At 55.6% G+C, this 23701-nt stretch carries 18 protein-coding genes; 12 read left to right on the top strand and 6 right to left on the bottom strand.

Annotated elements, in window-relative coordinates; all coding sequences use genetic code 11:
- Positions 1–226: 226 nt before the first annotated feature.
- The 10 genes from GCU45_RS15300 to GCU45_RS15255 all read left to right on the top strand — a co-directional run bounded on the left by GCU45_RS15300 (position 227) and on the right by GCU45_RS15255 (position 13204).
- A complete protein-coding gene (locus GCU45_RS15300; RefSeq protein WP_152403110.1) occupies positions 227–2833 on the top strand; it encodes a xyloglucanase in 2607 nt (868 codons plus the stop codon).
- A 306-nt stretch (positions 2834–3139) separates the two neighbouring features.
- Positions 3140–4114: a LacI family DNA-binding transcriptional regulator gene (locus GCU45_RS15295; RefSeq protein WP_152399542.1), complete on the top strand. Its 975-nt coding sequence runs from the start codon at positions 3140–3142 to the stop codon at positions 4112–4114.
- 82 nt (positions 4115–4196) lie between these two features.
- A complete protein-coding gene (locus tag GCU45_RS15290) occupies positions 4197–4610 on the top strand; it encodes a YugN-like family protein (protein ID WP_076173024.1) in 414 nt (137 codons plus the stop codon).
- A gap of 195 nt (positions 4611–4805) precedes the next feature.
- The gene (locus GCU45_RS15285; protein WP_105445264.1) at positions 4806–5267 is read left to right on the top strand and encodes a pyridoxamine 5'-phosphate oxidase family protein; all 462 of its coding nucleotides are present in this window, start codon (positions 4806–4808) and stop codon (positions 5265–5267) included.
- Positions 5268–5609: 342 nt separating this feature from the next.
- Complete coding sequence (locus tag GCU45_RS15280) at positions 5610–7295, top strand: sensor histidine kinase (RefSeq protein WP_341874515.1); 1686 nt, start codon at positions 5610–5612, stop codon at positions 7293–7295.
- Positions 7273–8091 carry a response regulator transcription factor gene (locus GCU45_RS15275; RefSeq protein WP_076173022.1) on the top strand — a complete coding sequence of 273 codons (819 nt, stop codon included), beginning with the start codon at positions 7273–7275 and terminating at the stop codon, positions 8089–8091. Before GCU45_RS15280 ends, GCU45_RS15275 begins: the two co-directional genes overlap by 23 nt.
- Before the next feature lie 149 nt (positions 8092–8240).
- Positions 8241–9575 (top strand): ABC transporter substrate-binding protein, encoded by a 1335-nt coding sequence (locus tag GCU45_RS15270; RefSeq protein ID WP_152399540.1) that lies wholly within the window; start codon positions 8241–8243, stop codon positions 9573–9575.
- Positions 9576–9769: 194 nt separating this feature from the next.
- Entirely contained in the window at positions 9770–10648 is an 879-nt protein-coding gene (locus GCU45_RS15265; RefSeq protein ID WP_145027462.1) for a carbohydrate ABC transporter permease, read from the top strand.
- A 26-nt stretch (positions 10649–10674) separates the two neighbouring features.
- Positions 10675–11508, top strand: a complete 834-nt coding sequence (locus tag GCU45_RS15260) for a carbohydrate ABC transporter permease (protein WP_076173020.1) — start codon at positions 10675–10677, stop codon at positions 11506–11508.
- A 496-nt stretch (positions 11509–12004) separates the two neighbouring features.
- Positions 12005–13204, top strand: coding sequence for a multidrug effflux MFS transporter (locus tag GCU45_RS15255; RefSeq protein ID WP_244364629.1), 1200 nt, complete (start codon positions 12005–12007; stop codon positions 13202–13204).
- Positions 13205–13450: 246 nt separating this feature from the next.
- On the opposite strand, the gene GCU45_RS15250 is transcribed toward GCU45_RS15255, so the two are convergent.
- From GCU45_RS15250 to GCU45_RS15225, 6 genes are all read right to left on the bottom strand, one after another.
- Complete coding sequence (locus GCU45_RS15250) at positions 13451–14776, bottom strand: 6-phospho-beta-glucosidase (RefSeq protein WP_152399538.1); 1326 nt, start codon at positions 14774–14776, stop codon at positions 13451–13453.
- 12 nt (positions 14777–14788) lie between these two features.
- The gene (locus GCU45_RS15245) at positions 14789–15778 is read right to left on the bottom strand and encodes an N-acetylglucosamine kinase (RefSeq protein ID WP_152399537.1); all 990 of its coding nucleotides are present in this window, start codon (positions 15776–15778) and stop codon (positions 14789–14791) included.
- 70 nt (positions 15779–15848) lie between these two features.
- The gene (locus GCU45_RS15240; RefSeq protein ID WP_152399536.1) at positions 15849–16847 is read right to left on the bottom strand and encodes a LacI family DNA-binding transcriptional regulator; all 999 of its coding nucleotides are present in this window, start codon (positions 16845–16847) and stop codon (positions 15849–15851) included.
- 264 nt (positions 16848–17111) lie between these two features.
- Positions 17112–18497 (bottom strand): ABC transporter substrate-binding protein, encoded by a 1386-nt coding sequence (locus GCU45_RS15235; protein ID WP_152399535.1) that lies wholly within the window; start codon positions 18495–18497, stop codon positions 17112–17114.
- Positions 18498–18676: 179 nt separating this feature from the next.
- Positions 18677–19561, bottom strand: coding sequence for a carbohydrate ABC transporter permease (locus GCU45_RS15230; protein WP_089549270.1), 885 nt, complete (start codon positions 19559–19561; stop codon positions 18677–18679).
- The gene (locus GCU45_RS15225) at positions 19562–20452 is read right to left on the bottom strand and encodes a carbohydrate ABC transporter permease (protein WP_244364085.1); all 891 of its coding nucleotides are present in this window, start codon (positions 20450–20452) and stop codon (positions 19562–19564) included. It lies immediately after the preceding gene.
- A gap of 557 nt (positions 20453–21009) precedes the next feature.
- On the opposite strand from GCU45_RS15225, the gene GCU45_RS15220 reads away from it, so the two are divergent.
- On the top strand, positions 21010–21957 hold the full coding sequence (locus tag GCU45_RS15220; RefSeq protein WP_152399534.1) for a helix-turn-helix transcriptional regulator: 948 nt from the start codon (positions 21010–21012) through the stop codon (positions 21955–21957).
- 149 nt (positions 21958–22106) lie between these two features.
- Complete coding sequence (locus GCU45_RS15215; protein WP_089549268.1) at positions 22107–23516, top strand: MATE family efflux transporter; 1410 nt, start codon at positions 22107–22109, stop codon at positions 23514–23516.
- Positions 23517–23701: the final 185 nt, after the last annotated feature.

Raw genomic sequence — 23701 nt, 5'->3', positions numbered from 1 at the left:
ATTCCAGGGGCTGTTTTTATTACACATGTCTAATTTTTATATGAAAAATAATCCAATTATTAGGGTATTCTTACGGGATTCTTTGCCCGTACAATAAATTTACTCATCATTGGTAACCGCTTACATAAAGTGCTGCGGCTGCAGCAAATTCTCATGTCAGTCATCATCGCATTTTTTGAAAACGCTTTCGAATAACCAATCCATTTTATGATTGAGGAGGGCAATGATGTTCAAGAAGACGTTAAGCTTGGTTCTCGCCGCTTCCATCGCACTGCCGCTGGCCGGTGCGGGGGGCCCGGTGTCCGCTGACAAGGTGAACAATGGTAAAGGACCCAAGGCACCTGTCCAAACGTACAGCTGGGACCGGGTCAAGGTTGTCGGCGGAGGTTTTGTTCCGGGGATTGTCTACAACCCGAGCGAAAAGGACCTGATCTACGCCCGGACGGATATCGGAGGGGCCTACCGCTGGGACCCGGCCACGAAGACCTGGAAGCAGCTGCTGGATTTTGTCAGTGCGAAAGAATGGAACATGCTTGGCGTGGACACCCTGGCGACGGATCCGGTGGAAACGAACCGTTTGTATGTGGCGGCCGGAACCTACACCAACGACTGGACCGACATGAACGGCGTGCTGCTGCGCTCTACGGATAAAGGGGAGACGTGGCAGCGCACGGAGCTTCCTTTTAAACTCGGGGGAAATATGCCGGGAAGGTCGATGGGCGAGCGGCTGGCGATCGATCCGAACAATAACCGCATTCTCTACATGGGTACCCGCAGCGGCAACGGGCTGTGGCGCAGCACCGATTATGGAGTCACCTGGAAAAAGGTTGAGAGCTTCACTGCAGCCGGCAACGTGAAGGACCCATACAACGATCTCGTCGGCGTCGTGTGGGTGACGTTTGACCCGTCGACGGGAAGCCAAGGGAAAACCACCCAGACCATTTACGTGGGAGTCGCCGATACCGAGCACAGCATCTATCGGAGCACCGACGGCGGTCAAACCTGGGAGCCGGTGCCGGGACAGCCTGACCAAGGATTCCTCCCGCACCATGGCGTGCTTTCGAAGAACGGCAGCCTCTACGTGACCTACACCAAGGAAGTGGGTCCGTATAACGGCGGTGAAGGCTCGGTGTGGAAATACGATACGTTAACCGGACAGTGGACCGATATCAGCCCGACCGGTGCGGGTTCTACGGACAGTCCGTACGGCGGCCTTGCCGTCGATGCGCAGCACCCGGATACGATCATGGTCGCCACGATGAACAAATGGTGGCCGGATGAGTTCATTTACCGGAGTACGGACGGCGGCAAGACGTGGAAGCCGTTCTGGACGCTGGATTATGCCAAAGACCCGGTAAGGACGAACAATTATACTATTGACTACTCCCTGTCTCCGTGGCTGGATTGGGGCGAAAAAAAGAATCTGCCTGAACAGAATCCGAAGCTCGGCTGGATGATCGGCGACTTGGAGATCGATCCGTTTAATCCGGATCGGATCATGTACGGTACGGGCGCAACGCTGTACGGCTCGGAGAACGTGACTGCCCTGGACAAAGGAGAAAACGTCAATATCTCCGTCATGGCCGACGGGATCGAAGAGACGGCGATTCTCGGTTTGATCAGTCCGCCGAGCGGAGCTCATCTGCTGAGCGCGATGGGGGATATCGGCGGCTTCCGCCACGAGGATCTGACCAAGGCCCCGTCCATGATTACGAACCCGTATATCGGGACAAGCACGGATATCGACTACGCCGAACTGAACCCGGACATCGCCGTCCGCGTCGGCAACAGCGACGGGGCGAACCCGAGGATGGGCGTGTCCACGGATAACGGCAAGACATGGAAGCCGGCGGCCAACGCCTGGGCGTCGGCATCCGACGATGCCACGCAGGGCGGCTATGTCGCGGTCGGTGCGGACGGGTCTTCCATCGTCTGGAGCCCGTCCAACTCGGCCGCTCCGAAGCCGGTGAGCTACTCGCGGGACCTGGGCGCCACGTGGACGGCCTCGTCCGGGGTTCCAAGCGGCGCGAGAGTAGCCTCGGACCGGGTGAATCCGAATAAGTTTTTCGCGATTGCGGACGGCACGTTCTATGTCAGCCAGGATGGAGGCGCCTCCTTCGTCAAGGCAGCCGCGGGCCTGCCGACCAACCTGACAAGTAACTTCAAAGCCGTACCTGGCGTGGAAGGCGACATCTGGGTGGCCGCTGCCGCGGATAACAAGAATCAGGACAGCCTTTTTGGATTATGGCATTCCACGGATTCGGGACGTACGTTTACGAAGCTGGGACAGATTCAGGAAGCGGCGGCCATCGGTTTCGGCAAAGCCGCTCCCGGCCAGAAATACATGGCGCTGTATGCCCATGCCACCATCAACAATGTGGACGGCATTTACCGCTCCGATGACGCAGGCAAGAAGTGGACACGCATCAATGACGACCAGCACCAGTTCGGTTCGGCCAACTCGGCGATCACCGGGGATCCAAGGGTTTACGGCCGCGTATATTTGGCGACCAACGGCCTCGGCATTGTTCTTGGCGATATCGCCGGCAGCACGGATACGGCAGCACCGGTCATCACGGTGGACGACAAGGGCAAACCGCAAAACAACCGGAACTATGTGCTCTCCGGCCGCGTTAACGAGGCTCTGCAGGATTCCACGATCAGCGTCTCCTTAAATGGCGGAAAGCCTTTTACCATAAAAGTCGTGAACGGCAAGTTCAATCATAAGCTGACCTTGGCCAGCGGGAAAAACCGGATTGTGCTGGAAGCAGCCGACCTGGCAGGGAACAAGGCAAGCCTTGAGGTTACGGTCAAGTACAACGCCAAGAAGTAATTTGAAAAAGGACGCGCAGGGATCCATCTCAATAGAGGGACCTGCTGCCGTCCATGCGGTGAGGACTGCCAACGATCGGCATCCTGCCCCTTTCCAAAGCGGTATAAATGAGGGACCGACCAGGGACAGCAAATCTGTTGCCCGGCGGTCCTTTTCTTTTTCAGGAACAGGTCAGTGCCGTTGGTAGAAATGAATTTTAGCCTGTATGAAAGCGCTGTTGTGCAGGGGAACGGGGAACCGGTGTCGAAACGATTCAAACAGAATGATACAATGAAATGATAAGCCAAACGATTGGAGTGAGAAGCCGTGGCCAGCATTAAAGATATCGCCAAAAAAGCCGGCGTATCCATATCAACGGTATCCTACGCGCTGAACGGAAGCTCGAAGGTGACGGATGAGACCTGCGCCCGGATTTTGGCCATCGCCAAAGAACTGAATTATGTACCCAATGCGGCGGCACGAAGCCTGAAGAAAAAGGAGTCGAAAATTATCGGCGCCTTTCTGCCGGATTTTAGCGGCGGTTTCTACGGAGATCTGCTTCAGGGAATGAAGGGCACGCTGATTCAAAAAGGATACGATCTGGTAGTATGCAGCGGCCCCCAGTCGCACCGGCTGCTGGCCGAGAAACTGTTTGACGGGGCGCTGATCCTCGACCACACGTTCTCGGACGAGCAGCTGCTGAACTTTGCCGAGCTTGGGCACCGGCTGGTGGTGCTGGACCGGGAGCTGAAGCATCCGAATATCAATCACGTTCTTCTTGATAACAAAGCCGGGGCCAGCCTCGCGATGGAGTATCTGATCGACCTGGGACACCGGAAAATTTACGTGGTTACCGGTCCCGAGGGCTCTTACGACTCGAAGCAGCGTATGGCTGCGGTCAGACAAACGGTCGAACGAAACAGCGACGTGGAATGCATTGAAATTCCCGGTGACTTTAACCGCACGGGCGGCGAGCGGGCAGGCAAACAGATTGCCGCGGAATTCGCGGGTCCGGTGGCGGTCTTTTGCCTGAATGACGAAATGGCGATCGGCATGTATGATTATTTATCCGAAACGGATTTGGAGATGGGCAAGGACATCCACATCATCGGTTTCGATAATATCGAGCTGTCCGAGTACATCCGCCCAAGGCTTGCGACGATCGATTATTCCAAGAAAAAGTGGGGTTCGCTCGCATCCGAGCAGCTGATCAAAATTATTGAAGGCAAGCCGGTCGAAAATGAGCGGATTTATGTGACTTTGGTCAAGGCGGAATCGGTTAAGCCGGTCCAATCAGCCTAATCCCGCCGGACGGCGGCCGCTGAAGTATAAAGAAAGATATTCCTGCTCATCCTGAAGGTAAACCGACAGGGAGGATGCAGGAATGATCAATTTGGAGTCCAGACTCGAAAATGTGGAAGACGAATTCGTCAATATTGACAGCTACCTATGCAAGCATGATTTTTCGCTGGCCGGCAACTGGGATTATAAGCACGGCTATCTGGATAAGCGCCTTGACCAGGAAAGAATGGTGTGGCTGCGGATCCCTTTTCATGTAACCAAAGGCAACCTGGACGGCGAATGCGGCGGCTGCCGGGCGACCGTTAAGCTGGGACGACCTTTCGTATTCAAGTACGTATACAACACGGGAACTGACAAGCATGCCATGCCCCATCTGCTCGGCGCCTTATTCGACCAGTTTCAGGCACCGCTCGATCCTGACGCACATCTGGAGGACGAGTGGGTACAGCGCGCAAGAAGCGTTCTGCAGGAAGTCGAGCTGGGGTATTTACCCTAAGGATTTCGCCGTGAATTAGAGCAGCTTGGTCAAATTCGTTTGGCCGGGCTGCTTTTTGTTTTGTACAGGAAAGCGGAGCGAAAACGGCGGGGATCGCCGGAGCTTACGTGTTTCTTTTTATACAGCCATCGTTTGTTTCATAGAGTACAATAGGAGAACTACAGGGAAGAAAGGAGGTGTCAGTCAATGAAATACATGGAGACGGCGGAACTTCCGGACGAGCTGTACGAGCTGCTGGACGGCAGGGAGCTGATCACGAAGCAGCATGAGGCGATGATGCTGATGACCGTAACGGAGGAGGGCTGGCCGCATACGGCCATGATCAGTGTAGGCGAGATCGTCGCCCTGGACCGGGGGCAGGTCCGGCTGGCCATGTGGAACGGAACCGCGACGACCCGAAACATGATTCGTACGGGAAAAGCGACGCTCGTTCTGGTCTACTCCGGTAAGGCCTATTACGTAAAGCTTGCGCTGAGACTTCTGCCGGTGCTTCCCGCAGCCAAGCATCCACGGGAGCGTTTTGAGGCGGACATCTTATCCGTCCGAGCGGACGTGGCCGCGTATGCAGACATTAGGTCCGGCATACAGGTCGACTTTAAGGAGCCCGAAGCCGTCCTCACCCGCTGGTATGAAACGTTAGCCGAACTGAGGTTGTAGAAAGGCAGCCGAACGCCGATATAGGCGCTTTGGCCATCCCCGGACTGGGCAGATGCCTAGTCTGAGGATGCCGCTAAACGCGGTTCAGCTATCATGAGTTTACGTCGATAGGGCTTTTCTTCTGATCTTTCGTGCTTTGTTCGGAATTTATGCAACAAGACTTTGAAAGCGCAATCATTCGTATATACAATAACATTACGAAATTCACACTTGGAAAAAGAGGGTGATTCGCATATGAGATCCTGGCTCCTCACGCGCTTTCCCCCGCTACACTCGATTGTCGTGCAGCTCTTCCTCTTCTTTTTCTTCGGGATGACTCTTCCTGTCCTTATAGGAGGTTTTTTGTCCTACCACAAATCGTCCTTGATCGTTGAACAGCAGGTCAGCAAGGTGGCCGCGCTAACGATCGTGCAGGTCAGCGACAAGCTGAACATGTTTTTCAAGAAACTGGATGACTCCTCGATGATGGTATTAAACAGCAAAATCGTCCACAACATTTTGGAGCAAAGGCAGGGCGACAACGCCTATGAAACGACGCTCAAGGTGAAGGACGGTAAAGATATGCTGACCTCGATTATGATCAATTCACCGGAAATTCTCGATATTTATATTTTTGATGTCAAAGGCAAAAACTCGGTGCTCAGCGCAGACTCGCTTATGTCGATTCCGAATCAGTGGGATTCCGACTGGTACAAAGCCATTTTGAAGGCCAATGGCAATACCGTATGGTTTGGGCTCTCCGAAACCTCATACCTGAAAAAGACCGGGATGGGCTTCCCGGTGTTTGGTCTCGGCAGGGCCATCCGCAGCTGGGAGACCGGCGAAATTATCGGTGTCATGTTTGTCGAGGTGATGGGGAACGTGCTGATCGATGAGCTGAACCGCGTTCAATTCGGCGATACGGGATACGTCTACATCGTCAACGACCGGAATCAGTATTTCTACCATCCCGACCCGGACGAGTACGGCCAAACGTCGAAGCTGCCGCTGCCGACCCGGAAGACGCAGCTGCGCGAAGGGCGGCGCAACACACTGATGATTCCCGAGCTGCTCGACAACGACTGGCGCGTCGTCGGCGTCGTGCCGCTGGAGGAGATGACAGCCGATTCGGCCAGCATCCGCAACCTGACGGTGTTAATTACCCTCTGCTCGATCGTGCTGGCGATCGGCATGGGCTACTACGTTACACGCAGAATCGGGAATCCGCTCGTCAACTTGAGCCGCTTGATGCGCAAAGGGGAAGCCGGCGACCTCACCATCCGTAGCCGCAGTGTCGGACGTAACGAAATCGGCCAGCTTGGCCGCAGCTTTAACAAGATGATCGAACAGATCGAGCTGCTCATCGAGCGGATTGCCAAGGAGGAATCCGAGAAGAAGAAAGCCGAAATCCGGGCGCTTCGGTACCAGATCAATCCCCATTTTCTGTACAACACGCTGAATTCGATCCGCTGGCTGGCCAAGCTGAACCGTACGAACGATGTCGACCAGGCCGTCACCTCGCTCGTCCAGCTGCTCGAGGTCAGTATGGGGCGCAGCGGCGTCTTTATCCAGTTAGGCGAGGAGCTGGACCTGCTGCAGAAATATATGGTCATTCAAGGGTACCGGTATGACAATGCCATCACCCTGCTTATCGATTGTCCCGATGAGCTGAAGCAAATTCCGATTCCGCGCATGCTGCTGCAGCCGATCGTTGAGAACGCGGTCTTCCACGGTATCGCGCCCAAAGACGAACCAGGCACGATTGAGATCCGTGCGCGGCAAGAGGGGGAGGAGATCATCGTCAGCATCGCCGACGACGGCGTAGGTATGAGCGAAGAGCGGCTGGCCCACATCTTCGCTGACGAGCGTGCCCATCATCACCGGGGGATGACCAACATCGGGCTGCGCCATGTGCACCAAACGATTCGGCTGTATTACGGCATCGGATACGGGGTCAGCGTGACCAGCGAGCTCATGCAGGGGACGGAGGTCACGATTACTTTTTCAAATTTAAAGGGGGATCAGGATGTACAAAGTGCTGTTGGTTGATGATGAAGCCATCGCAAGAATGGGGATTCGGTCTACTTTTGAATGGGAAGTCAACGGATTCGAGCTGGTGGGAGAAGCCTCCAACGGCCAGCGGGCGATGAAATGGGTCGAAAGCAAGGAGATCGACATTCTGATTACCGATATTGCCATGCCGGTCATGGATGGGCTTGAGCTGGCGCGCAGGACGAGGGAAATCTGTCCTTGGGTCAAGGTGCTCCTGCTCAGCTGCCACAGCGACTTCGAGTACGTCCGCGAGGGGATCCGGCTGGGTGCCTTTGACTATATTTTAAAGCCGATGCTGAGTGCGGAATCGCTGAAAACGGTGCTATATGAAATGCGCCACAGCCTGCAGAAGGAGAAGGAGGATCACCGCATTCTGGAGCAGTACAAAGAAAAAAACAGTGCAGATCCGGCGGTTGCGGTGATGCCGCTGCCCCTCCCTGCGGATTGTCCGCCTCCGGATAAATCGCTGCACCAACGGATCGTCCAGCAGGCGGTCGAGTATATTTCGGAGCATTTTACAGAGTCGATCTCTCTGCAGCAGGTTGCCGACAAGGTGTGCGTCAGCCGCAACTACTTCAGTGAAATGTTCAAGCGGGTCACCGGACATAATTTCATCGATTACTTGATTACGCTGCGGGTGAACCGGGCCAAGGAGCTTCTGCAAAATCCAACGCTGAAGGTATATGAGGTCGCGGAGATGTCCGGCTTCAATGATACCAAGCATTTCAGCAAGCAGTTCAAAAAGGTCGTCGGACTGACGCCGGCGGAATTCCAGGGCATGCCGCGCAGGTGAGGTGTCCAAAAACACAGGAAAACATGACACGATTTCGGAAATATGTGCCGTTCAAAAGGCGAAGGGCGTCGTTTTATAATAATCACGTAAGCGTTTTCACACCAAGGTGCTAAGCCGATGACTACTCTTTTGAATGGGGGAGTAAAGAAATGAAGAAGCTCAGAAAGTCCTTGCTCGCGGTGGTATTGTTGGCGACGGTTGTGCTGCAGGCATGCGGATCGGGTGGCGGCAGCAGCGATAACCAGGGAGCGGTGGCGGAAGACGGCAAAGGCAGCGGGGAGAAGGTCAAGATTAAATGGGCGACCTGGGGAAATCCCGGAGAGCTGACCCGCTTCCAGGAGTTTACGAAGGATTTCAACTCGAGGCATCCGGACATTGAGGCGGAGCTGATTCCGATTCCGGGAGAATACGACCAGAAAATTTTGACACAGCTGACGGGAGGAACCGCTCCTGACGTGTTTTATGCCGGCGATGGCTTCGTCGTGAAACTGATCGAGAACAAAAGCATCGAGGAAGTAACGCCGAGAATGACGGCGGCAGACAGCAAAATCAAACCGGACGACTACTTCGAAGGGCTGTGGGGCGCGGCCAAGCGTGACGACAAAATCTACGGCGTGCCGGTCGACTGCAATCCGATGGTGCTGTGGTACAACAAGAAAGTGCTGAATGACGCGGGAATTACGGAGATGCCGGCCGACCTTCAGGCGAAGGGTCAATGGACCTGGGACGCGTTCAAAGGCATGGTGGAGAAAATCCGCGACTCGAAAAAGTACGGGTACGTGCTGGATAACTCCTGGAACAGCTATTACAGCTGGGTAACGTCCAACGGCGGCAAAGTTTACGACGACAACGGCAAGTTCATCGGCTACGACGATCCGAAGGCGAAGGAAGCGTTCCAGTTCCTGTACGATAACGTGAAGGAGAAAAATATTACATTCGCCGGTACGCTGCCGAAGGGGCAGGGCGGTGACGCGATGTTTATGTCCAACCAAGTCGGGTTCGTCGGAGCCGGACGCTGGTATCTGCCGCTGTTCAAGAAAAACTCCAGCCTGGAGTACGATGTCGTGACCTGGCCGACGAACACCGGGAACAAGATTGAACCGGCCGGGATTCCGACGGCATTTCTGGTTATGAACAGCGCATCGAAGCATAAAGACGCCGCCTATACCTTCTACTCCGAATTCCTGAGCTCGGATGGACAGAAGTTCCGTCTGCAAGGCGGGGGTAATGCCGTTCCGTCCGTTCAAGGCGTGGATGACGTCGTTCTGGAAGGCAATCTGCCGGAGCATGCCCAGCTGTTCCTCGATGCCCGTGAGGTAGGTTATTCGCTGACGCCATTCGAGGCCGGCATCCCAGGATTGAGCACGGATATTACTTCCAAGTTCGAGGCATTGTGGCTCAAGAACGGCGAGTTGGACGCATCGCTCAAAGACATCCAGGAAATGGCCAACAAAAAAATCGACGATTATAAAAACGGCAAATAACGAAAGTCCGGAGGGAAGGAGCGCAGGGCACAGCGCAGCGTTCCTTCCCTCTTTCCATGCCGGCCGGCGGCTGGCGGCCAGCGCTTCATAAGGCGTAATTCGCAAGAGGAAGGTGGATGTTTATGCAGAATCAGACGGCCGATCGAACGGCTTCTGCGCCGGCCTTGCAGCCGGACAACAAACGGAAGACCGCTATGACGAGCAAGACATCGGATGGCATATGGGGCTATGTCTTTATTTTTCCCCAATTGGTCGGACTGCTGCTGTTCTCCTTAATTCCCCTGATTTCGGCTTTCGTGCTCAGCATGATGAAATGGGACGGGATGGGGGAAAAGCAGTTTGTCGGACTGGATAACTTCATCAACACGTTCAAGGATGAGGATTTCCGGATCGCCGTGGTCAACACGCTGTATTATACGGTGCTTACCGTGCCTACGGGCATTATTCTGGCGATGCTCATCGCGGTGGGCCTGAACCGTGTAAAAGGCAAGCTGATCTACAGACTCATTTATTTTATGCCGAACATTACGATGTCCGTGGCGGTCGCCGTCGTCTTTATGTGGCTGTTTAACGCCGATTTCGGGTTGATCAACCTTTACTTGAAGGAGTGGTTCGGGATCGATGGTCCCCGCTGGCTGACCGACACGCGGTTTGTTATGCCGTCGATCGCCATGCTCAGCGTCTGGATGGGGCTTGGCGGGAATATGGTCTTGTTCCTGGCCGGGCTGCAGGGCATATCCGCCAGCTATTACGAAGCGGCACAGATTGACGGCGCCAGCAAATGGCAGCAGTTTGTCAATATAACCGTTCCGCTGCTGTCTCCGACGACCTTTTTCGTGACGATTATGACGATCATCGGTTCGTTTCAGGTGTTCGACCAGTCGTTCGTCATGACCTCCGGCGGGCCCGCGAAAGCGAGCTATACGATCGTGTTTCACATTTACGATTCGGCGTTCGTGGACTTTACGTTCGGGAAAAGCACGGCGACCGCAGTCATTTTGTTCATTATGATCTTGGCGCTGACGCTGTTCCAAATGAAAATGTCCAAACGCTGGGTCCATTACGAGGACTAGAATCGACCGGATAAGGAGGAGAACGCATGCAGACCAGAGGACTACGTTTGTCCACCGTCCTGCTTCATATTATATTGCTGATCGGCGCGTGCATTATGGCACTGCCGTTTGTTTGGATGCTGCTCAGCTCGCTCAAGGATCTGTCCCAAGTTTTTATCGTGCCGCCCAAATGGATTCCCGATCCGTTCGTGTGGTCCAATTTCAAAACCTCGTTAACGGCTTTGCCCTTCGGAAGGGCGTATTTCAACAGCTTCTATATCAACATCATCGTCGTTGCTTCGCAGTTGTTCACCTGCTCGATGGCGGCTTACGCGTTTGCCAAGATCCGCTTTCCTTTTCGGGAGCCCCTCTTCGTCCTGTTCCTGGCGACGATGATGGTGCCGGGGCAAGTCACGATCATTCCCCTGTATTTGATGATGAAAAGCATCGGCTGGCTCGACTCGCACTTGTCGATCATTGTGCCCGCCGCGCTGTTTAACGCCTTCGGCGTGTTCCTGCTGCGTCAGTTTTTCAGAGGCATTCCGAAGGAGATGGAGGAGGCCGCCATCGTGGACGGTGCCAACCGCTGGACGATTTATGCGCGGATCATGCTGCCCCTGGTGAAGCCGGCTTTGTCGGCGCTCGGCATTTTCACGTTCCTCGGCATGTGGAACAGCTTCTTCTATCCGCTCATTTTCCTGAACACTCCCGAAAAATTCACCGTCCCGATGATGCTGAACCTGTACCGCGGCATGTATTCCACGGACTGGACGCTCATGATGGCCGGCGCCTCGATTGCGCTGATTCCGGTGCTGATTGTGTATATTATCGGTCAACGGTATATCATCGAGGGCGTTACGCTGTCCGGGATCAAGGGTTAACGGGTTATGTTTATGTTTGGAGATAAGAAAGTATTAACTTCCCGGGCAAAACTTCTTTATCTCGCAGGAAACACTTCCGCTTAACGCAGTCTGTCTTCTTAAAAAGTATGTCGTTAAACGTTGTTAGCAAGACGCCGCAGCGTGGCCAAATTTCTTTGGCCAGGCTGTTTTTCTTTGTAGACGTAAGCTGCCAAAAAGGCGGGATGAACGAGCGCCAAGGAAATGGGGATAGCGGTATGGGGGGGACAGTTGAAGGGGAGGACGATGCTTCTGGAAATATAGGCAAGCCGCTCATTTTGCGGGGGAAATATGATACTCTATACTTTAGTTCAATCTTTCTAGTGAAGAGAATTCACTTTATAAAGGCCATGCATCGGAGCAGGGAACACAGAGGGGGAACAAGTTAGAACTTATGAATAAACGCACACATACGGATGCGAAGGCAGGCGGCTCTGCGGCCGCAGCTGCTTCCGGACCGGGCGCGAACCGGGTCTGGATGATTATTGTGCTGGGGGCGCTGTCAGCCTTCGGTCCGTTTTCGCTTGATATGTATTTGCCGTCTTTGCCGGAAATGGCCAAGTCGATGCACACGACGGCCTCGCTGACCCAGCTCAGCTTGACGTCCTGCCTCATCGGGCTTGCGGTAGGCCAGCTGCTGGCGGGGCCAATCAGCGATGTGAGGGGACGCCGCACGCCGCTGATGATCGGGATGGTGGTGTACGGGGTTTCTTCGCTGCTGTGCGCCTTCAGCCCGTCGATTGAGCTGCTGATTCTGCTCCGGTTTATCCAGGGCATTGCCGGCTCGGCGGGCATTGTCATTTCGAGGGCGATCGTCCGGGATATGTACTCCGGGAGCGAGCTGACCAAGTTCTTCTCCATGCTGATGCTGGTGAATGGAGCGGCGCCGATTCTGTCGCCGATCCTGGGAGGGCAGCTGCTTCAGGTGACTTCGTGGCGCGGCGTTTTTATCGTGCTGACGGCCATCGGGGTCGCCATGCTGCTGGCCGTCATGCTCGGACTGCCGGAAACGCTGGCGCCCGGCAACCGCTCCGGCGGCGGGACGCTGGGCATGGTGAAGACGTTCGGCAAGCTGCTGCGCGACGGCAAGTTCATGGGCCTGGCGCTCAGCTCAGGCTTTATATCGGCCGCGATGTTTGCGTACATTTCCGGCTCGCCGTTCGTGCTGCAGGAAATCTATGGGGTATCCCCGCAAATGTTCAGCGTGATCTTCGCCACGAACGGACTCGGCATCATTATCGCGGGGCAGATCACCGGCCGGTTGGCCGGACGCGTCAGCGAGAAGAAGCTGCTCGTGACCGGCATTACCCTGGCGACGATCGGCGGCATGCTGCTGCTGATCCTGCTCGCCGCCGGGGCAGGCCTTGCGGCGATCCTGCCGCCGCTGTTCGTGGTCGTATCCTGCGTCGGCATCGTCGGAACCGCAGGTTCCTCGCTGGCTCTGCAGGATTACGGCCGCTCGGCAGGCAGCGCCTCGGCGCTGCTCGGGCTGCTCTCCTACATCTTCGGCGGGATCGTCAGCCCGCTCGTGGGCATCGGAGGCAGCACCTCGGCCCTGCCGATGGGCATCGTCATCGCCTGCGCGGACGTCGGCGCCGTGCTGTGCTACGTGCTGCTGGTGCGCCGACACACGCGTGCCAGCCAAGCCAGCTCGACGGACGCCTCGGCAGGGCTGTGACGCCGGGGACGCCGCAGAGCATGGCTGGGAGGCGGCCACCAGGCCACTGGGCCGCCTTCACAGCGTGCCGCTGCTGCGGCGCGGACTGAAAAAACCTTGAACGGGAACGTGCCGTTCAAGGTTTTTTTGTGTGCTTTGCAGCGGAAGTAATGCAAATCTGCATTTATTTTCACGGAAAAGGAGAACGGGTCTTCCGCAGACAGGCGTCACGATCATCCGCTCATCCCTTGAGACCATCCCTCTGCCTCAGGGATGAGCCGGTGTTTTTCCGAAAAACTGCGGCAAGTATTCTTTGTTGGCCTCCAGCATCTCATCCAGCATCTTGATCGCTACTTCGACCGACGGCACAAGCGGGTGATGGGCCAGCGCTTGGATCGCCAGCCCGCGGTCACCGGTGACCGCGGCGTCGATGGCGAGCTGCTCATAGGTTTTGACGGCCTGAATCAGGCCGACGGCCATCCGCGGGATGCACGTCACAGGCAGCGGGAGCGGCCCGTTCTTCGTTACGACGCAGTTGACCTCAATGCTGGCGTCCTCGGGCAGGAACGGCAGCGTCCCGCGGTTGGCCACGTTCAGCGTCTGAATGTCATTGGTGCCGTTATAGAGCGATCGCATCAGGTTGACGGCGGCTTCGGAGTAAAAGGCGCCGCCGCGCTGTTCCAGCTGCTTCGGCTTCTCCTTCAGATCCGGGTCGCTGTACAGCTCGAACAGCTCCTCTTCGACCCGCTTCACGACCTCGGCGCGGTTGATGCCCTGATGGAAGGACTCGAGCTGCTCTTCCAGCATCGCGTCCGTCATGTAAAAATATTTTAAATAATAGGAAGGCAGGGCGCGCAGCGACTGCAGGAACTCGGGATTCCATTCGCGGGCCGGCACATTCGAAGCGCTGTAGCCGGCGGTATCGGCGAGCAGTTCATCGAGTTTGTCTTCGCCTTCGACATCGACGCGGGTGACCCAGTGAAGATGATTCAGACCCACAAACTCAGCGTAGACCCGGTCAGGAGCGACCTGGTATTTGGCGGAGGTTTGCTTGATCAGGCCGATGGGCGCGTTGCATAACCCGATGCTGCGGACATTGGAATATTTCAGGATGGCTTCCGTGACCATGCCGGCCGGATTGGTAAAGTTAAGCAGCCAGGCGTTTGGCGCCAGCTCCTCCATATCCCGGCAAATATCGAGCAGGACCGGGATCGTCCGCAGCGCCTTCATCATGCCGCCGGGACCGGTCGTTTCCTGACCGATGACCCCGTACTTGAGCGGAATCGATTCGTCGCGTCCCCGGGCATCCAGCATGCCTACGCGCATTTGGGTGCTGACGAAGTCGGCGCCCTCGATCGCTTTGCGGCGGTCGGTGGTCAGATGCACTTCGATTGGCAGCCCGGATTTCTCAACCATCCGCTTCGCCAGGCTGCCGACGATGTTCAGCTTCCGCAGACCTGGCTCGATATCGACGAGCCACAGCTCGCGGACCGGAAGCTCGCGGTGATGCAGGATAAACCCTTCCACCAGCTCCGGCGTATACGAGGAGCCCCCGCCGATTACTGCTATTTTCAACCCCTGCTTTGAAGTCATGATCCTTCACTCCTATCGGGTAGTTTGGTGAATATGTTCAAAATCGCGGAACAGCCGCATCTGCTCATAGACCTGTTCCGGAATCGTTAGACCGTCCGCCTCCATGGCCGCCCACACGGCGCCGACGACCGGCTCCGTCGCGAGCGTCACGACCGAGGCCGCTGGTGCAACGGCTCGGACGGCCTGCTCAATCGGGCCGCGGATCCATCCGCGGTCACCCCGCGTCAGCAGGCTGCCGGCAAGCACCACATCAAAGGCCTCGTTCTCCATACCGAGCCTGCGGATGACGGCAGCGGCCGATTTGCCGAGCTCCACACCTTGGCGGTTCAAAATTTCCAGCGCCACCGCATCCTGACCGGCAGCAGCTGCAAACAGCAGGCGTGCGGCGTCTACGGGCACGCTGCGCTGGTTGTCGTAGAAATCGTCGAACATCTCGCCGACGGTATCATATCCCAGCAGGGACAACAGCAGCTGCGTCAGCTGCGTCGGCTGCTCGCGTCCGTCCCAGGCGCGGATGACGGAGCGGAACACCTCGATGTTCAGGGCTCCGCCTCCGCCAAAATCGCCGTACATGTAATCGAAGCCGCCGCACTGCACATGCTTGCCTTGCGGATTCCGGCCGGCGGCATTGGTGCCCGTGCCGCATATAAGGGCGACCCCGTACGGCCGTTTTGTCCCGGCCCGGAGGCCGATGACGGTATCACAGTCGACCGAATAATCCGTGAAGCCCATATTTCGGATCATGGGATGCAGGATCCGGTAGTCCGGCTCACGGTCGGCTCCCGCCAGGCCGAAGAAGGCGTGGCGGATGTCCGCAAGCTGCAGCCCGGCGTCGGCGATGGCACCGAAAGCGGCGCTGCGAATGCTCTCGGCGGCCACGGCGGCGTCAATCTGGTGATTCCCGTTGCCGCTCTGGCCTTTGCCGAGCACTTGCCCCTGTTCGTCGGTGAGCAGGGCATAGGTTTTGGTGCCTCCCCCGTCGATTCCCAAATAGTAAGCCAATAGTCGTCACTCCTATATGATCAATTCATGCTATTGCTGTACATGATGATCCGGAGCCGGGTAATTAAAGTCAGGCTCGGCGCCCAGGAACGGACGACTCCCGGACGATGAGCTCCGGATCGATTTTCAAGTTGGCTCCGCGCTTCATCGTACCGTCGATCCGCTTCAGCAGCATGTCGGCTGCGGCGATGCCGATCCGGTCCGCCGGCTGGCGTACCGTCGTCAGATATGGATGAAGCTGGGAGGATATTGTCTGGTCGTCATAGCCAACGACGGCTACCTGGCCGGGCACCTGAACGCCCGCTTCCATCAGCGCGTTCACCACGCCGAGGGCGATATTGTCGTCGCCGGCGAAGACCGCTTGCGGAAGCTGCCCTTCCTTCAGCCACCGTACGGCCGTTTCATAGCCGAACCCGATTTCAAAGTCTCCGTTTACGATTTCAAAGGGGGCAAGCCCCCGCTCTGACAGCGCCTGCATAAATCCGTCGCGTCTCTCCCGGGTGCTTCGGAACATCTCCTGTCCGCACAAATGGGCGATGGACGTATATCCGTTATCAAGCAGATGGCTTGCCGCTGCATAGCCGCCCTTGAAGTTGTCGATCGTTACCGAGAAATTGTCGTTTTCCGGTTTCTGATTGTCGATCAGTACATATGGAATGCCGCGTTTTTTTAATTCTACGATATAGTTGTCTTCTTCCATGGGGGAGAGCAGAATGAGCCCGTCCACCCGGTCCTCCTGAATCAGGTAATGGCTCTCGTCCGAACCGATGCCCGTCGATACCGAAATGGCCAGGTAGTAGCCGTGAAGCGCTAACACTTCGTTCAGCTCTTTGACAACGGCATCGAAGAAGGAATCCTGCAGGGTCGTTACAATAAGGCCGATGATGCCGGTTTTCCCGCGGGCAAGGCTCCGGGCGGCGGCGTTCGGGTGGTATCCCAGTTCTTTGATCGCATCGAGCACTTTCTGCCGATTTTTTTCCCGGACGGTTTCGGCCCCGTTCAACACACGGGATACCGTTACAACGGACAGTCCTGATTTTTTGGCAACGTCAAAAATACTTACTTTCATCTCTCATTTCTCCTTGGGCAGATTTTTCCGAACCTATAAACTTATCCCTAGTATACATGGACGGAAGTCTGTCCGCGAAGCATGGGATGGCATAAACCGGATACCGCCGCGCAGAGGACGGCATCCGATCGCCGATACGTCGTAAAAAGGTATACCGAATTGAATCGAATATCTACATTATAAAATGATGGCCCGCTCCACCGAGGAGGACATTTTTACGATGGAAGGGGAAATTTCTCTATTCATGTTCCACAAATTTTCCGTTTACCGCTTGATGATCTCCTGCAGCTTCTTCTGGATCGTCGGCATGACTTCTTCTACCGTCTTATGCCCGCTTTCGATCGGCTGCATCTCATTAATGAACATGTCGTTGATTTGCGAGTAATTCGTGATCAGGTGGTTATAGGACTCAAAGCCGTATTTAATGGCGCCTTCGTATACGTTCTTAATATCCTGCGGGTCGACGCCCTCAAAATGTTGGTAATAAGCTTCTGCTGCCTGCGTGTTCACCGGCGGATTGCCTCCGCTGAGCTCGATGGATTTCTCCTGCACGTCGGCGGTGACCAGATACTTGATCCATTCAAAAGCTTCCTTCGGATGCTTGGAACCCTTCAGGATCATGAGCGGATCGACGTACAGCGTGCTGCGCACCTTGTCGTTGCCGCCCCAAGGCACGGCCGCTACGCCCACTTTGAACGGAAAATCGTTGGCCCCCGCCAGGTTCCACGAACCGCCGACGGACATGCCGATTTTGCCGGCGACGAAGGGATCGCCGTTCTGACCGGCGACGCTTTTGCTCCACTCGGTCGTCGGGGAGACCTTCTCTTTGAAAATCAAACCGAACAGCTTGTTATAAGCTGCGATCACTTCCGGCGAATCGAAATGGGTAGCGGAAGGAACGCCGCCGTTGGTCCAGGTGTCTTCCGAATAAGGCTCGGCGCCGAAGTAGAGAGGGCGGTTATCGCGCTCAGCCCAGGTAAAGTCCACGCCGTACTGGGTTTTGGCGATGTCGTCCGAAATAACGGTCAGCTTCTTGGCGTCTTCGACCATTTTGTCGAACGTCCAGCTCTTGTCTTCATAATCGCTTGGCGGATAAGGCACCTTCGCCGCGTCGAACATATCCTTGTTGTAGAGCATCAGCGTGACATACATATTGACCGGAATGCCGTAAGTACGGTCCTTTACCTTGTAGATGCTCATCAGGTTGTCCGGAATGCCGTAATCCTCCGCCTTGAAGCCGTCCTCCTGGATGATGTCCGTCAGATCCAGCAGCATATCCTTGTTGTAATATTCGGCAAATCCGCCGTAGCCGTAATGGCTGGTGACGTCCGGGGACTTGCCGCCGGCGATCAGCGTCTGGAGCTTGCTGTCAAACTGCTCGTAAGGCGCTTTTTCGACCTTGACCTTAATATTCGGGTGCTTTGCTTCAAAGTCGGGAATCAGCTTCTCGACGAACGTGCGGTCTTCCGAGTCGATCGTGTAGTGGGTAATCGTCACTGTGCCGCCTTTATCGCCCCCTGCGGAGCTCTCGCCTCCGGAAACCACATCGCCCGCCGATTTGCCGCCGCTGCAGCCGGACAGCGCGGCCGCAACCAGCATTAGCGTCGTCAGAAGAAGGGCAAAACCTGATCTTTTCCTGTTCCTGTTCATGAACCGATACCTCCATTGCCTTCATGTAATGGGTGCTGCTGCTGTCTGAACTTGTTGAAGTAAAAGCCGGCTTGCTAGTCCTGTGGGGAAGGTGCTTGCAGCATGCCGGCTTCGACGGCGCCCCGGTGGCGCTTGAGGATGACTGCCGGGACGACGGGTCTTCCAATAGATCCGTGCCACTACTTGATCCCGGTGAGCACGATGCCCTCCACGAACCGCTTCTGGGCTATAGCGAACAGCGTCACGATCGGCAGCATGGCCAGCACGGAGGCGACCATCAGCAGGTGCCACGGTGGAATCCGGAAGCGGGATGACGTCAGGGATGCCATACCGACCGGCAGTGTGAATTTCTCGGTGGAGCTCAGGTACAGCACAGGCGTCAACAGATCGTTCCAGCTGTAGATGAAGGCGAAGATCGCTACGGTGGCGAGCGCCGGTCCCGAAAGCGGGAGGGCGATTTGGCGCCACATGCGAAACTCGCTGCAGCCGTCGATGCGCCCGGCGTCGAACAGCTCTTCAGGGAGCGTCGAGAAGAATTGGCGCAGCAGGAAGATGTTGTACGCCGAGCCGAAGAACGCCGGGACAATCAGCGGCAGGAACGTGTCGATCCAGTTCAGCTTCGAGAAGAGGATAAACTGGGGAATCATGATGGCCGGGTAGGGCAGCATCATCGTGCTCAGCATGAGCAGGAACCACGTGTTGCTCCCCTTGCCGCGGTATCTGGCAAAGCCGTAGGCCGCGAGCGCTGAGGAGAGCAGCGTTCCGATCACGGTAAGAACGCCGATAATCAGGCTGTTCATGTACATCGTGCCGAAGGAGAGTGTATCGAAAATCTCCTTGTAATTGCTCCACTGCCAGCTTTCCGGCAGAAAGGTCGGCGGAAACTTCAGCATTTCCTTCTTCGACTTCAGCGACGTCGATACCATGAAGAACAGGGGCAGCAGCATCAGAAAGGTGGTAACGACCAGCGCGATAAAGCTGACAATGCCTACGGGGTCAGTGCTGCGCCGCCGCTTGGGGGCGGCGTTGTCCGCGTGCGGGCCGGCGGCCGGAAGGGTACTCATCTAGCGTTTGCCTCCTTCGTAGTGAACGTATCGGTTCGACAGCTTCATCACAAGCGCGGTAAAAAGCATGACGACGACGAGCAGCACCCAGGCCAAGGCGGAGGAATAGCCGGCGCGGTACTCTTTAAAGGCGCTGGTGTACAGGTTGTAGACATAGAACCAGGTAGAGTAGTTCGGGCCGCCCTGGGTCATGACAAAAGCCTGGGTAAACACCTGGAAGGAATCGATCATGCCCATAATGAGCTGGAACAGCAGTACAGGCGAGATCATCGGCAGGGTGACATGGAGAAAAATTTTGAAGCGTCCCGCCCCGTCCAGTTTGGCGGCTTCCACGAGGCTCGCCGGAACGCCCTGCAGTCCCGCCAGAAAGAGGATCATGCCCGAGCCTGCCGTCCAGAAGGACATAATCATCAAGGCGTATAGAGCCGTGTCCGGGTTCATGAGCCAGGCCGGGCCTTTGATGCCGAACCAGGAGAGCATGTAGTTGAACAGCCCGATCTGCGGGTTGAAAATCCAGTACCAGAGCAGTGACATCGCCACGCCGGATACCATGCTCGGGAAATACATCGCGGTCCGGAAAAATCCGCGCAGCGGGATCTTCTGGTTCAGCAGCAGGGCGAATCCAAGGGCCAGCAGCAGCTGGATCGGCACACTGATGAGCGTATACCTCAGCGTCACGGTGACGGATTTCCAGAACAGATCATTGCCGAACATCTCCGCATAGTTGGCCAGGCCGATAAATTGGGGCGGGTGAATGATGTCGTAGTCCGTGAAGCTGTAATAAAGCGAGGACAAGATGGGATACAGGGCAAAAACCAGAAAGCCGATGAGCCAGGGGGAAATAAACAGATACATGTACAGCGTCTGCCGCCTGCTTTCGCGATGGGTCACGGGAGCATCAACCTTTCTCACAAAGTTTAAAAAAGTTTAAACGCTTTAACTTATAGGACAAATTAAACCCTAAATATTTATTTATAATAGCGGGTTATAATCTTAAAAGTTAAAGTGCTTTAACTTTCATCTCCTGCCTGTTGCCATTATCATAGTGGATGGTCTGCAAATAATCAATACTAAATTTCAGGCTTGTAAGCGTTACCTGTCATAAAAGGTTACATTTGACATGGAAATCTTCATGATTTCAAGCAAAAAATCGGGCTTATGCCGGTTAGCGACGTGACTTTCGGATTGGAAAAAGACATGTTTCACTTTATTAGCTGCTCAATACCACTATCCTCCGCTGTTTCACAGCGATATGTTATGAAATATAACACTAATATAGCAGAAAAATGGGCAGCCCTTCCATGATCCTGCGGGGTACGAGGAATCGGGGCTGTGGCCGATGTTTTGGGCAGATTCCTATAGTCGTTTATAATAATGACAAGGTTTGTCACCGACCCTATTTGTTTCCGATGGTGTGTACCGCCAAATCCAGTAACGGGAGTGCCGACATGTCCAAATCCAAAAGACTGCTCGACCTGATGATGACGATTAACCGGATGCGCCGCTTCAAAGTCAAGGAGCTGGCCGACGAGTTCGGGGTGTCCACCCGGACGATTTTAAGGGACCTGCAGGAGCTGAGCGAGCTCGGCGTCCCTTTATATTCGGAAGTGGGGCCGCATGGCGGCTACCAAGTACTGAAGGAACGGATCCTGCCCCCGATCGCCTTTACGGAGGAAGAGGCGGTGGCGATTTTTTTCGCGGTGCACGGTCTCCGGCATTATGTCCATATCCCGTTTGAGACGGAGAGCTCGTCCGCGCTCCAGAAATTCTACCACTACATGCCCGGGGATGTGCGCGACCGGATCGACCGGATGAAGAACCGGGTCGACTTTATAACCCCGTCCCGGCGGGCGGGTGCGCCCCATTTGTCCGTACTGCTGGACGGGGCCGTGAACCAGAAGGTGCTGCGCATCGTTTACGAATCCCGCGGCAGCAGCTCGATTCGGCAGATCCAGCCGATCGGCATCTATGCCAGCCAGGGACTGTGGTACTGCCCGGCGTACTGCTTCCAGCGGAAGGATTTCCGCCTGTTCCGCTGCGACCGGATTACCGATGCCGCCGAAGATACAACCGGCCTTGAAGCGGCCGACCTCAGCCATGTGCATCTTGGGAATCGGAAGTCATTTCACGGGGAGGACTCGGCGGAGCTTCGCTGCTATGTGGAACTGACCCCGGAAGGCGTGGAACGGTGCGAGGGAGAATTGTGGCTGGAGTCCAAGCTGCATATCCGCGAGGATGGGACCGGCTGGGTGGACGGAATGATTCCGGAGCATGACCTTTCGTTTTACGCCCAATTTTTTATTGGCTTGGGATCGAATGCGACTGTGAAAGAGCCTCAGGCACTGGTCGGTCTGATCCGCGAAAAACTCGCTGAACTGCTGTCCCGGTACGAATAATGGTCATTTTTAGGGAAGTAAGGGCTTACCAAAAAAAGAATATTAAATTTTCAGTGTTTTTCTGTTAAATGTCATGTATTTTCATGAAAACTGTGCTAACATACCTTTGTTTCAAAGAATACGTTTGAAAGAAAGGTGAATTCTGACTCATGACCGCAACTGTTCAAGAGCCTTCTGCACGGTCAGAAAAACGGCTCAGTCTTGTCCGCCTCACCTGGCCTATATTTCTCGAATTGTTCCTGTTCATGCTGATGGGCAGTGTCGATACATTGATGCTCAGTTCGGTTTCCGACAATGCCGTCTCCGGCGTCGGCGCCGCTAACCAAATTATATCCATCGCCATCCTCGTGCTGGAGGTGATCGGCAGCGGGGCGGCGATCGTGGTGGCCCAGTACCTGGGCTCCAAAAAGCTCAGCGACGCGGCGCAGGTGACCGGAAATGCAATCACGCTGAACCTGGCCGTAGGGGTGCTCCTAAGCGTTATTTTTCTCGCCTTCGGCGGAATGATGCTGCGCCTGCTTAACGTTACCGGGGAAATTTACGGGTATGCCCAGTCTTATATCCAGATCGTCGGAGGCGGCATTTTCCTGCAGGCACTCATTAACGCCCTTGCCGCAACGATCCGGACCCACGGGTTCACCAAAGAAACGATGGTCGTGTCGCTTCTGATGAACATCATTCACGTGGCAGGGAACTACGCGCTGATCTTCGGGCATTTCGGCCTTCCGGCGCTGGGCGTACAGGGGGCGGCGATCTCGACGGTATTCAGCCGCCTGGTCTGCCTGCTGATCTTCTTCTGGCTGCTGTACCGGGTCATGGAAGTGCACGTGGAATGGCGTTATTACATCCGTCTGTCGAAGAAATTTGTGCTTAAAATTTTGAATGTCGGCATTCCGTCGGCTCTGGAAAGCATCGTATACCAAATGTGCCAGCTGACCTTCACGCTGTACGTCACCTACCTTGGGGCAGAGGCGATGGCCACCCGGCAGTATGCCGTGAACATCTCGATGTACATCTATTTGTTCAGCATGGCGATCGGCATGGGCACGGCCATTATGGTAGGCCATTACGTCGGTGAAAGACGCAACCAGGACGCCTACACCCGGGTGTTCCAGAGCGTGAAGTGGGCGCTGGCCGCGACAATCGTCATCGACTTGATCATTATTCTGTTCCGCGTTCCGCTGATGGGCTTGTTTACGGACGATGCACTCATTATCAAAATGGGGGCGCAGGTCATCCTGCTCAGCATCGTGCTGGAGACCGGCCGCACCGTCAACATCGTCATCATCAACTCGCTGCGCGCTTCGGGGGACGCCAAGTTCCCGGTCTACATGGGGCTATTGTCTATGGTATGCATGTCTCTGCCGCTGGGATACTTCCTCATATTCAAGCTTCACATGGGCCTTGCCGGCGTGTGGCTCGCCATTGCCGCGGACGAATGGGCCCGTGCCGTCATCATGTATTTCCGCTGGCGGAGCCGGGCGTGGGAGAAGCATGCGCTGATCGAACCGCAGGACGGACCGGAGGCCGTGCCGGCAACAGTGCCGACAACCGGTTAACCGGGAGGTTAAGGAAGCTGGATATAACGGGAGATCGGCGCAGGCAGGTTGCGCGCTCCCGGTAATCGCGATATAATGTACCTGATGCAGTTACAGCTGAGTGACTGCTTTTCTTTTGACTCTTACTGTGATGGAAAAAGTATCAGTTTACCAACCAAAGAACATCACCCGAAAAGGAGAGGTTT

This window comes from Paenibacillus cellulositrophicus (assembly GCF_009363095.1).
Lineage (GTDB): Bacteria > Bacillota > Bacilli > Paenibacillales > Paenibacillaceae > Paenibacillus_AQ > Paenibacillus_AQ favisporus.
Note: the sequence above shows the minus strand (reverse complement) of the source record. Positions and strands in the feature narration are given on the sequence as shown.

What these genes read in the sequence shown, in the direction of transcription:
- GCU45_RS15285 (WP_105445264.1), top strand. Translation starts at nt 4,806, where the DNA reads ATGGAGACGGCGGAACTTCCGGACGAGCTGTACGAGCTGCTGGACGGC.
- GCU45_RS15270 (WP_152399540.1), top strand. Translation starts at nt 8,241, where the DNA reads ATGAAGAAGCTCAGAAAGTCCTTGCTCGCGGTGGTATTGTTGGCGACG.
- GCU45_RS15290 (WP_076173024.1), top strand. Translation starts at nt 4,197, where the DNA reads ATGATCAATTTGGAGTCCAGACTCGAAAATGTGGAAGACGAATTCGTC.
- GCU45_RS15235 (WP_152399535.1), bottom strand. Translation starts at nt 18,497, where the DNA reads ATGAACAGGAACAGGAAAAGATCAGGTTTTGCCCTTCTTCTGACGACG.
- GCU45_RS15275 (WP_076173022.1), top strand. Translation starts at nt 7,273, where the DNA reads ATGTACAAAGTGCTGTTGGTTGATGATGAAGCCATCGCAAGAATGGGG.
- GCU45_RS15260 (WP_076173020.1), top strand. Translation starts at nt 10,675, where the DNA reads ATGCAGACCAGAGGACTACGTTTGTCCACCGTCCTGCTTCATATTATA.
- GCU45_RS15300 (WP_152403110.1), top strand. Translation starts at nt 227, where the DNA reads ATGTTCAAGAAGACGTTAAGCTTGGTTCTCGCCGCTTCCATCGCACTG.
- GCU45_RS15230 (WP_089549270.1), bottom strand. Translation starts at nt 19,561, where the DNA reads ATGAGTACCCTTCCGGCCGCCGGCCCGCACGCGGACAACGCCGCCCCC.
- GCU45_RS15220 (WP_152399534.1), top strand. Translation starts at nt 21,010, where the DNA reads ATGTCCAAATCCAAAAGACTGCTCGACCTGATGATGACGATTAACCGG.
- GCU45_RS15265 (WP_145027462.1), top strand. Translation starts at nt 9,770, where the DNA reads ATGACGAGCAAGACATCGGATGGCATATGGGGCTATGTCTTTATTTTT.
- GCU45_RS15240 (WP_152399536.1), bottom strand. Translation starts at nt 16,847, where the DNA reads ATGAAAGTAAGTATTTTTGACGTTGCCAAAAAATCAGGACTGTCCGTT.
- GCU45_RS15255 (WP_244364629.1), top strand. Translation starts at nt 12,005, where the DNA reads ATGATTATTGTGCTGGGGGCGCTGTCAGCCTTCGGTCCGTTTTCGCTT.
- GCU45_RS15250 (WP_152399538.1), bottom strand. Translation starts at nt 14,776, where the DNA reads ATGACTTCAAAGCAGGGGTTGAAAATAGCAGTAATCGGCGGGGGCTCC.
- GCU45_RS15215 (WP_089549268.1), top strand. Translation starts at nt 22,107, where the DNA reads ATGACCGCAACTGTTCAAGAGCCTTCTGCACGGTCAGAAAAACGGCTC.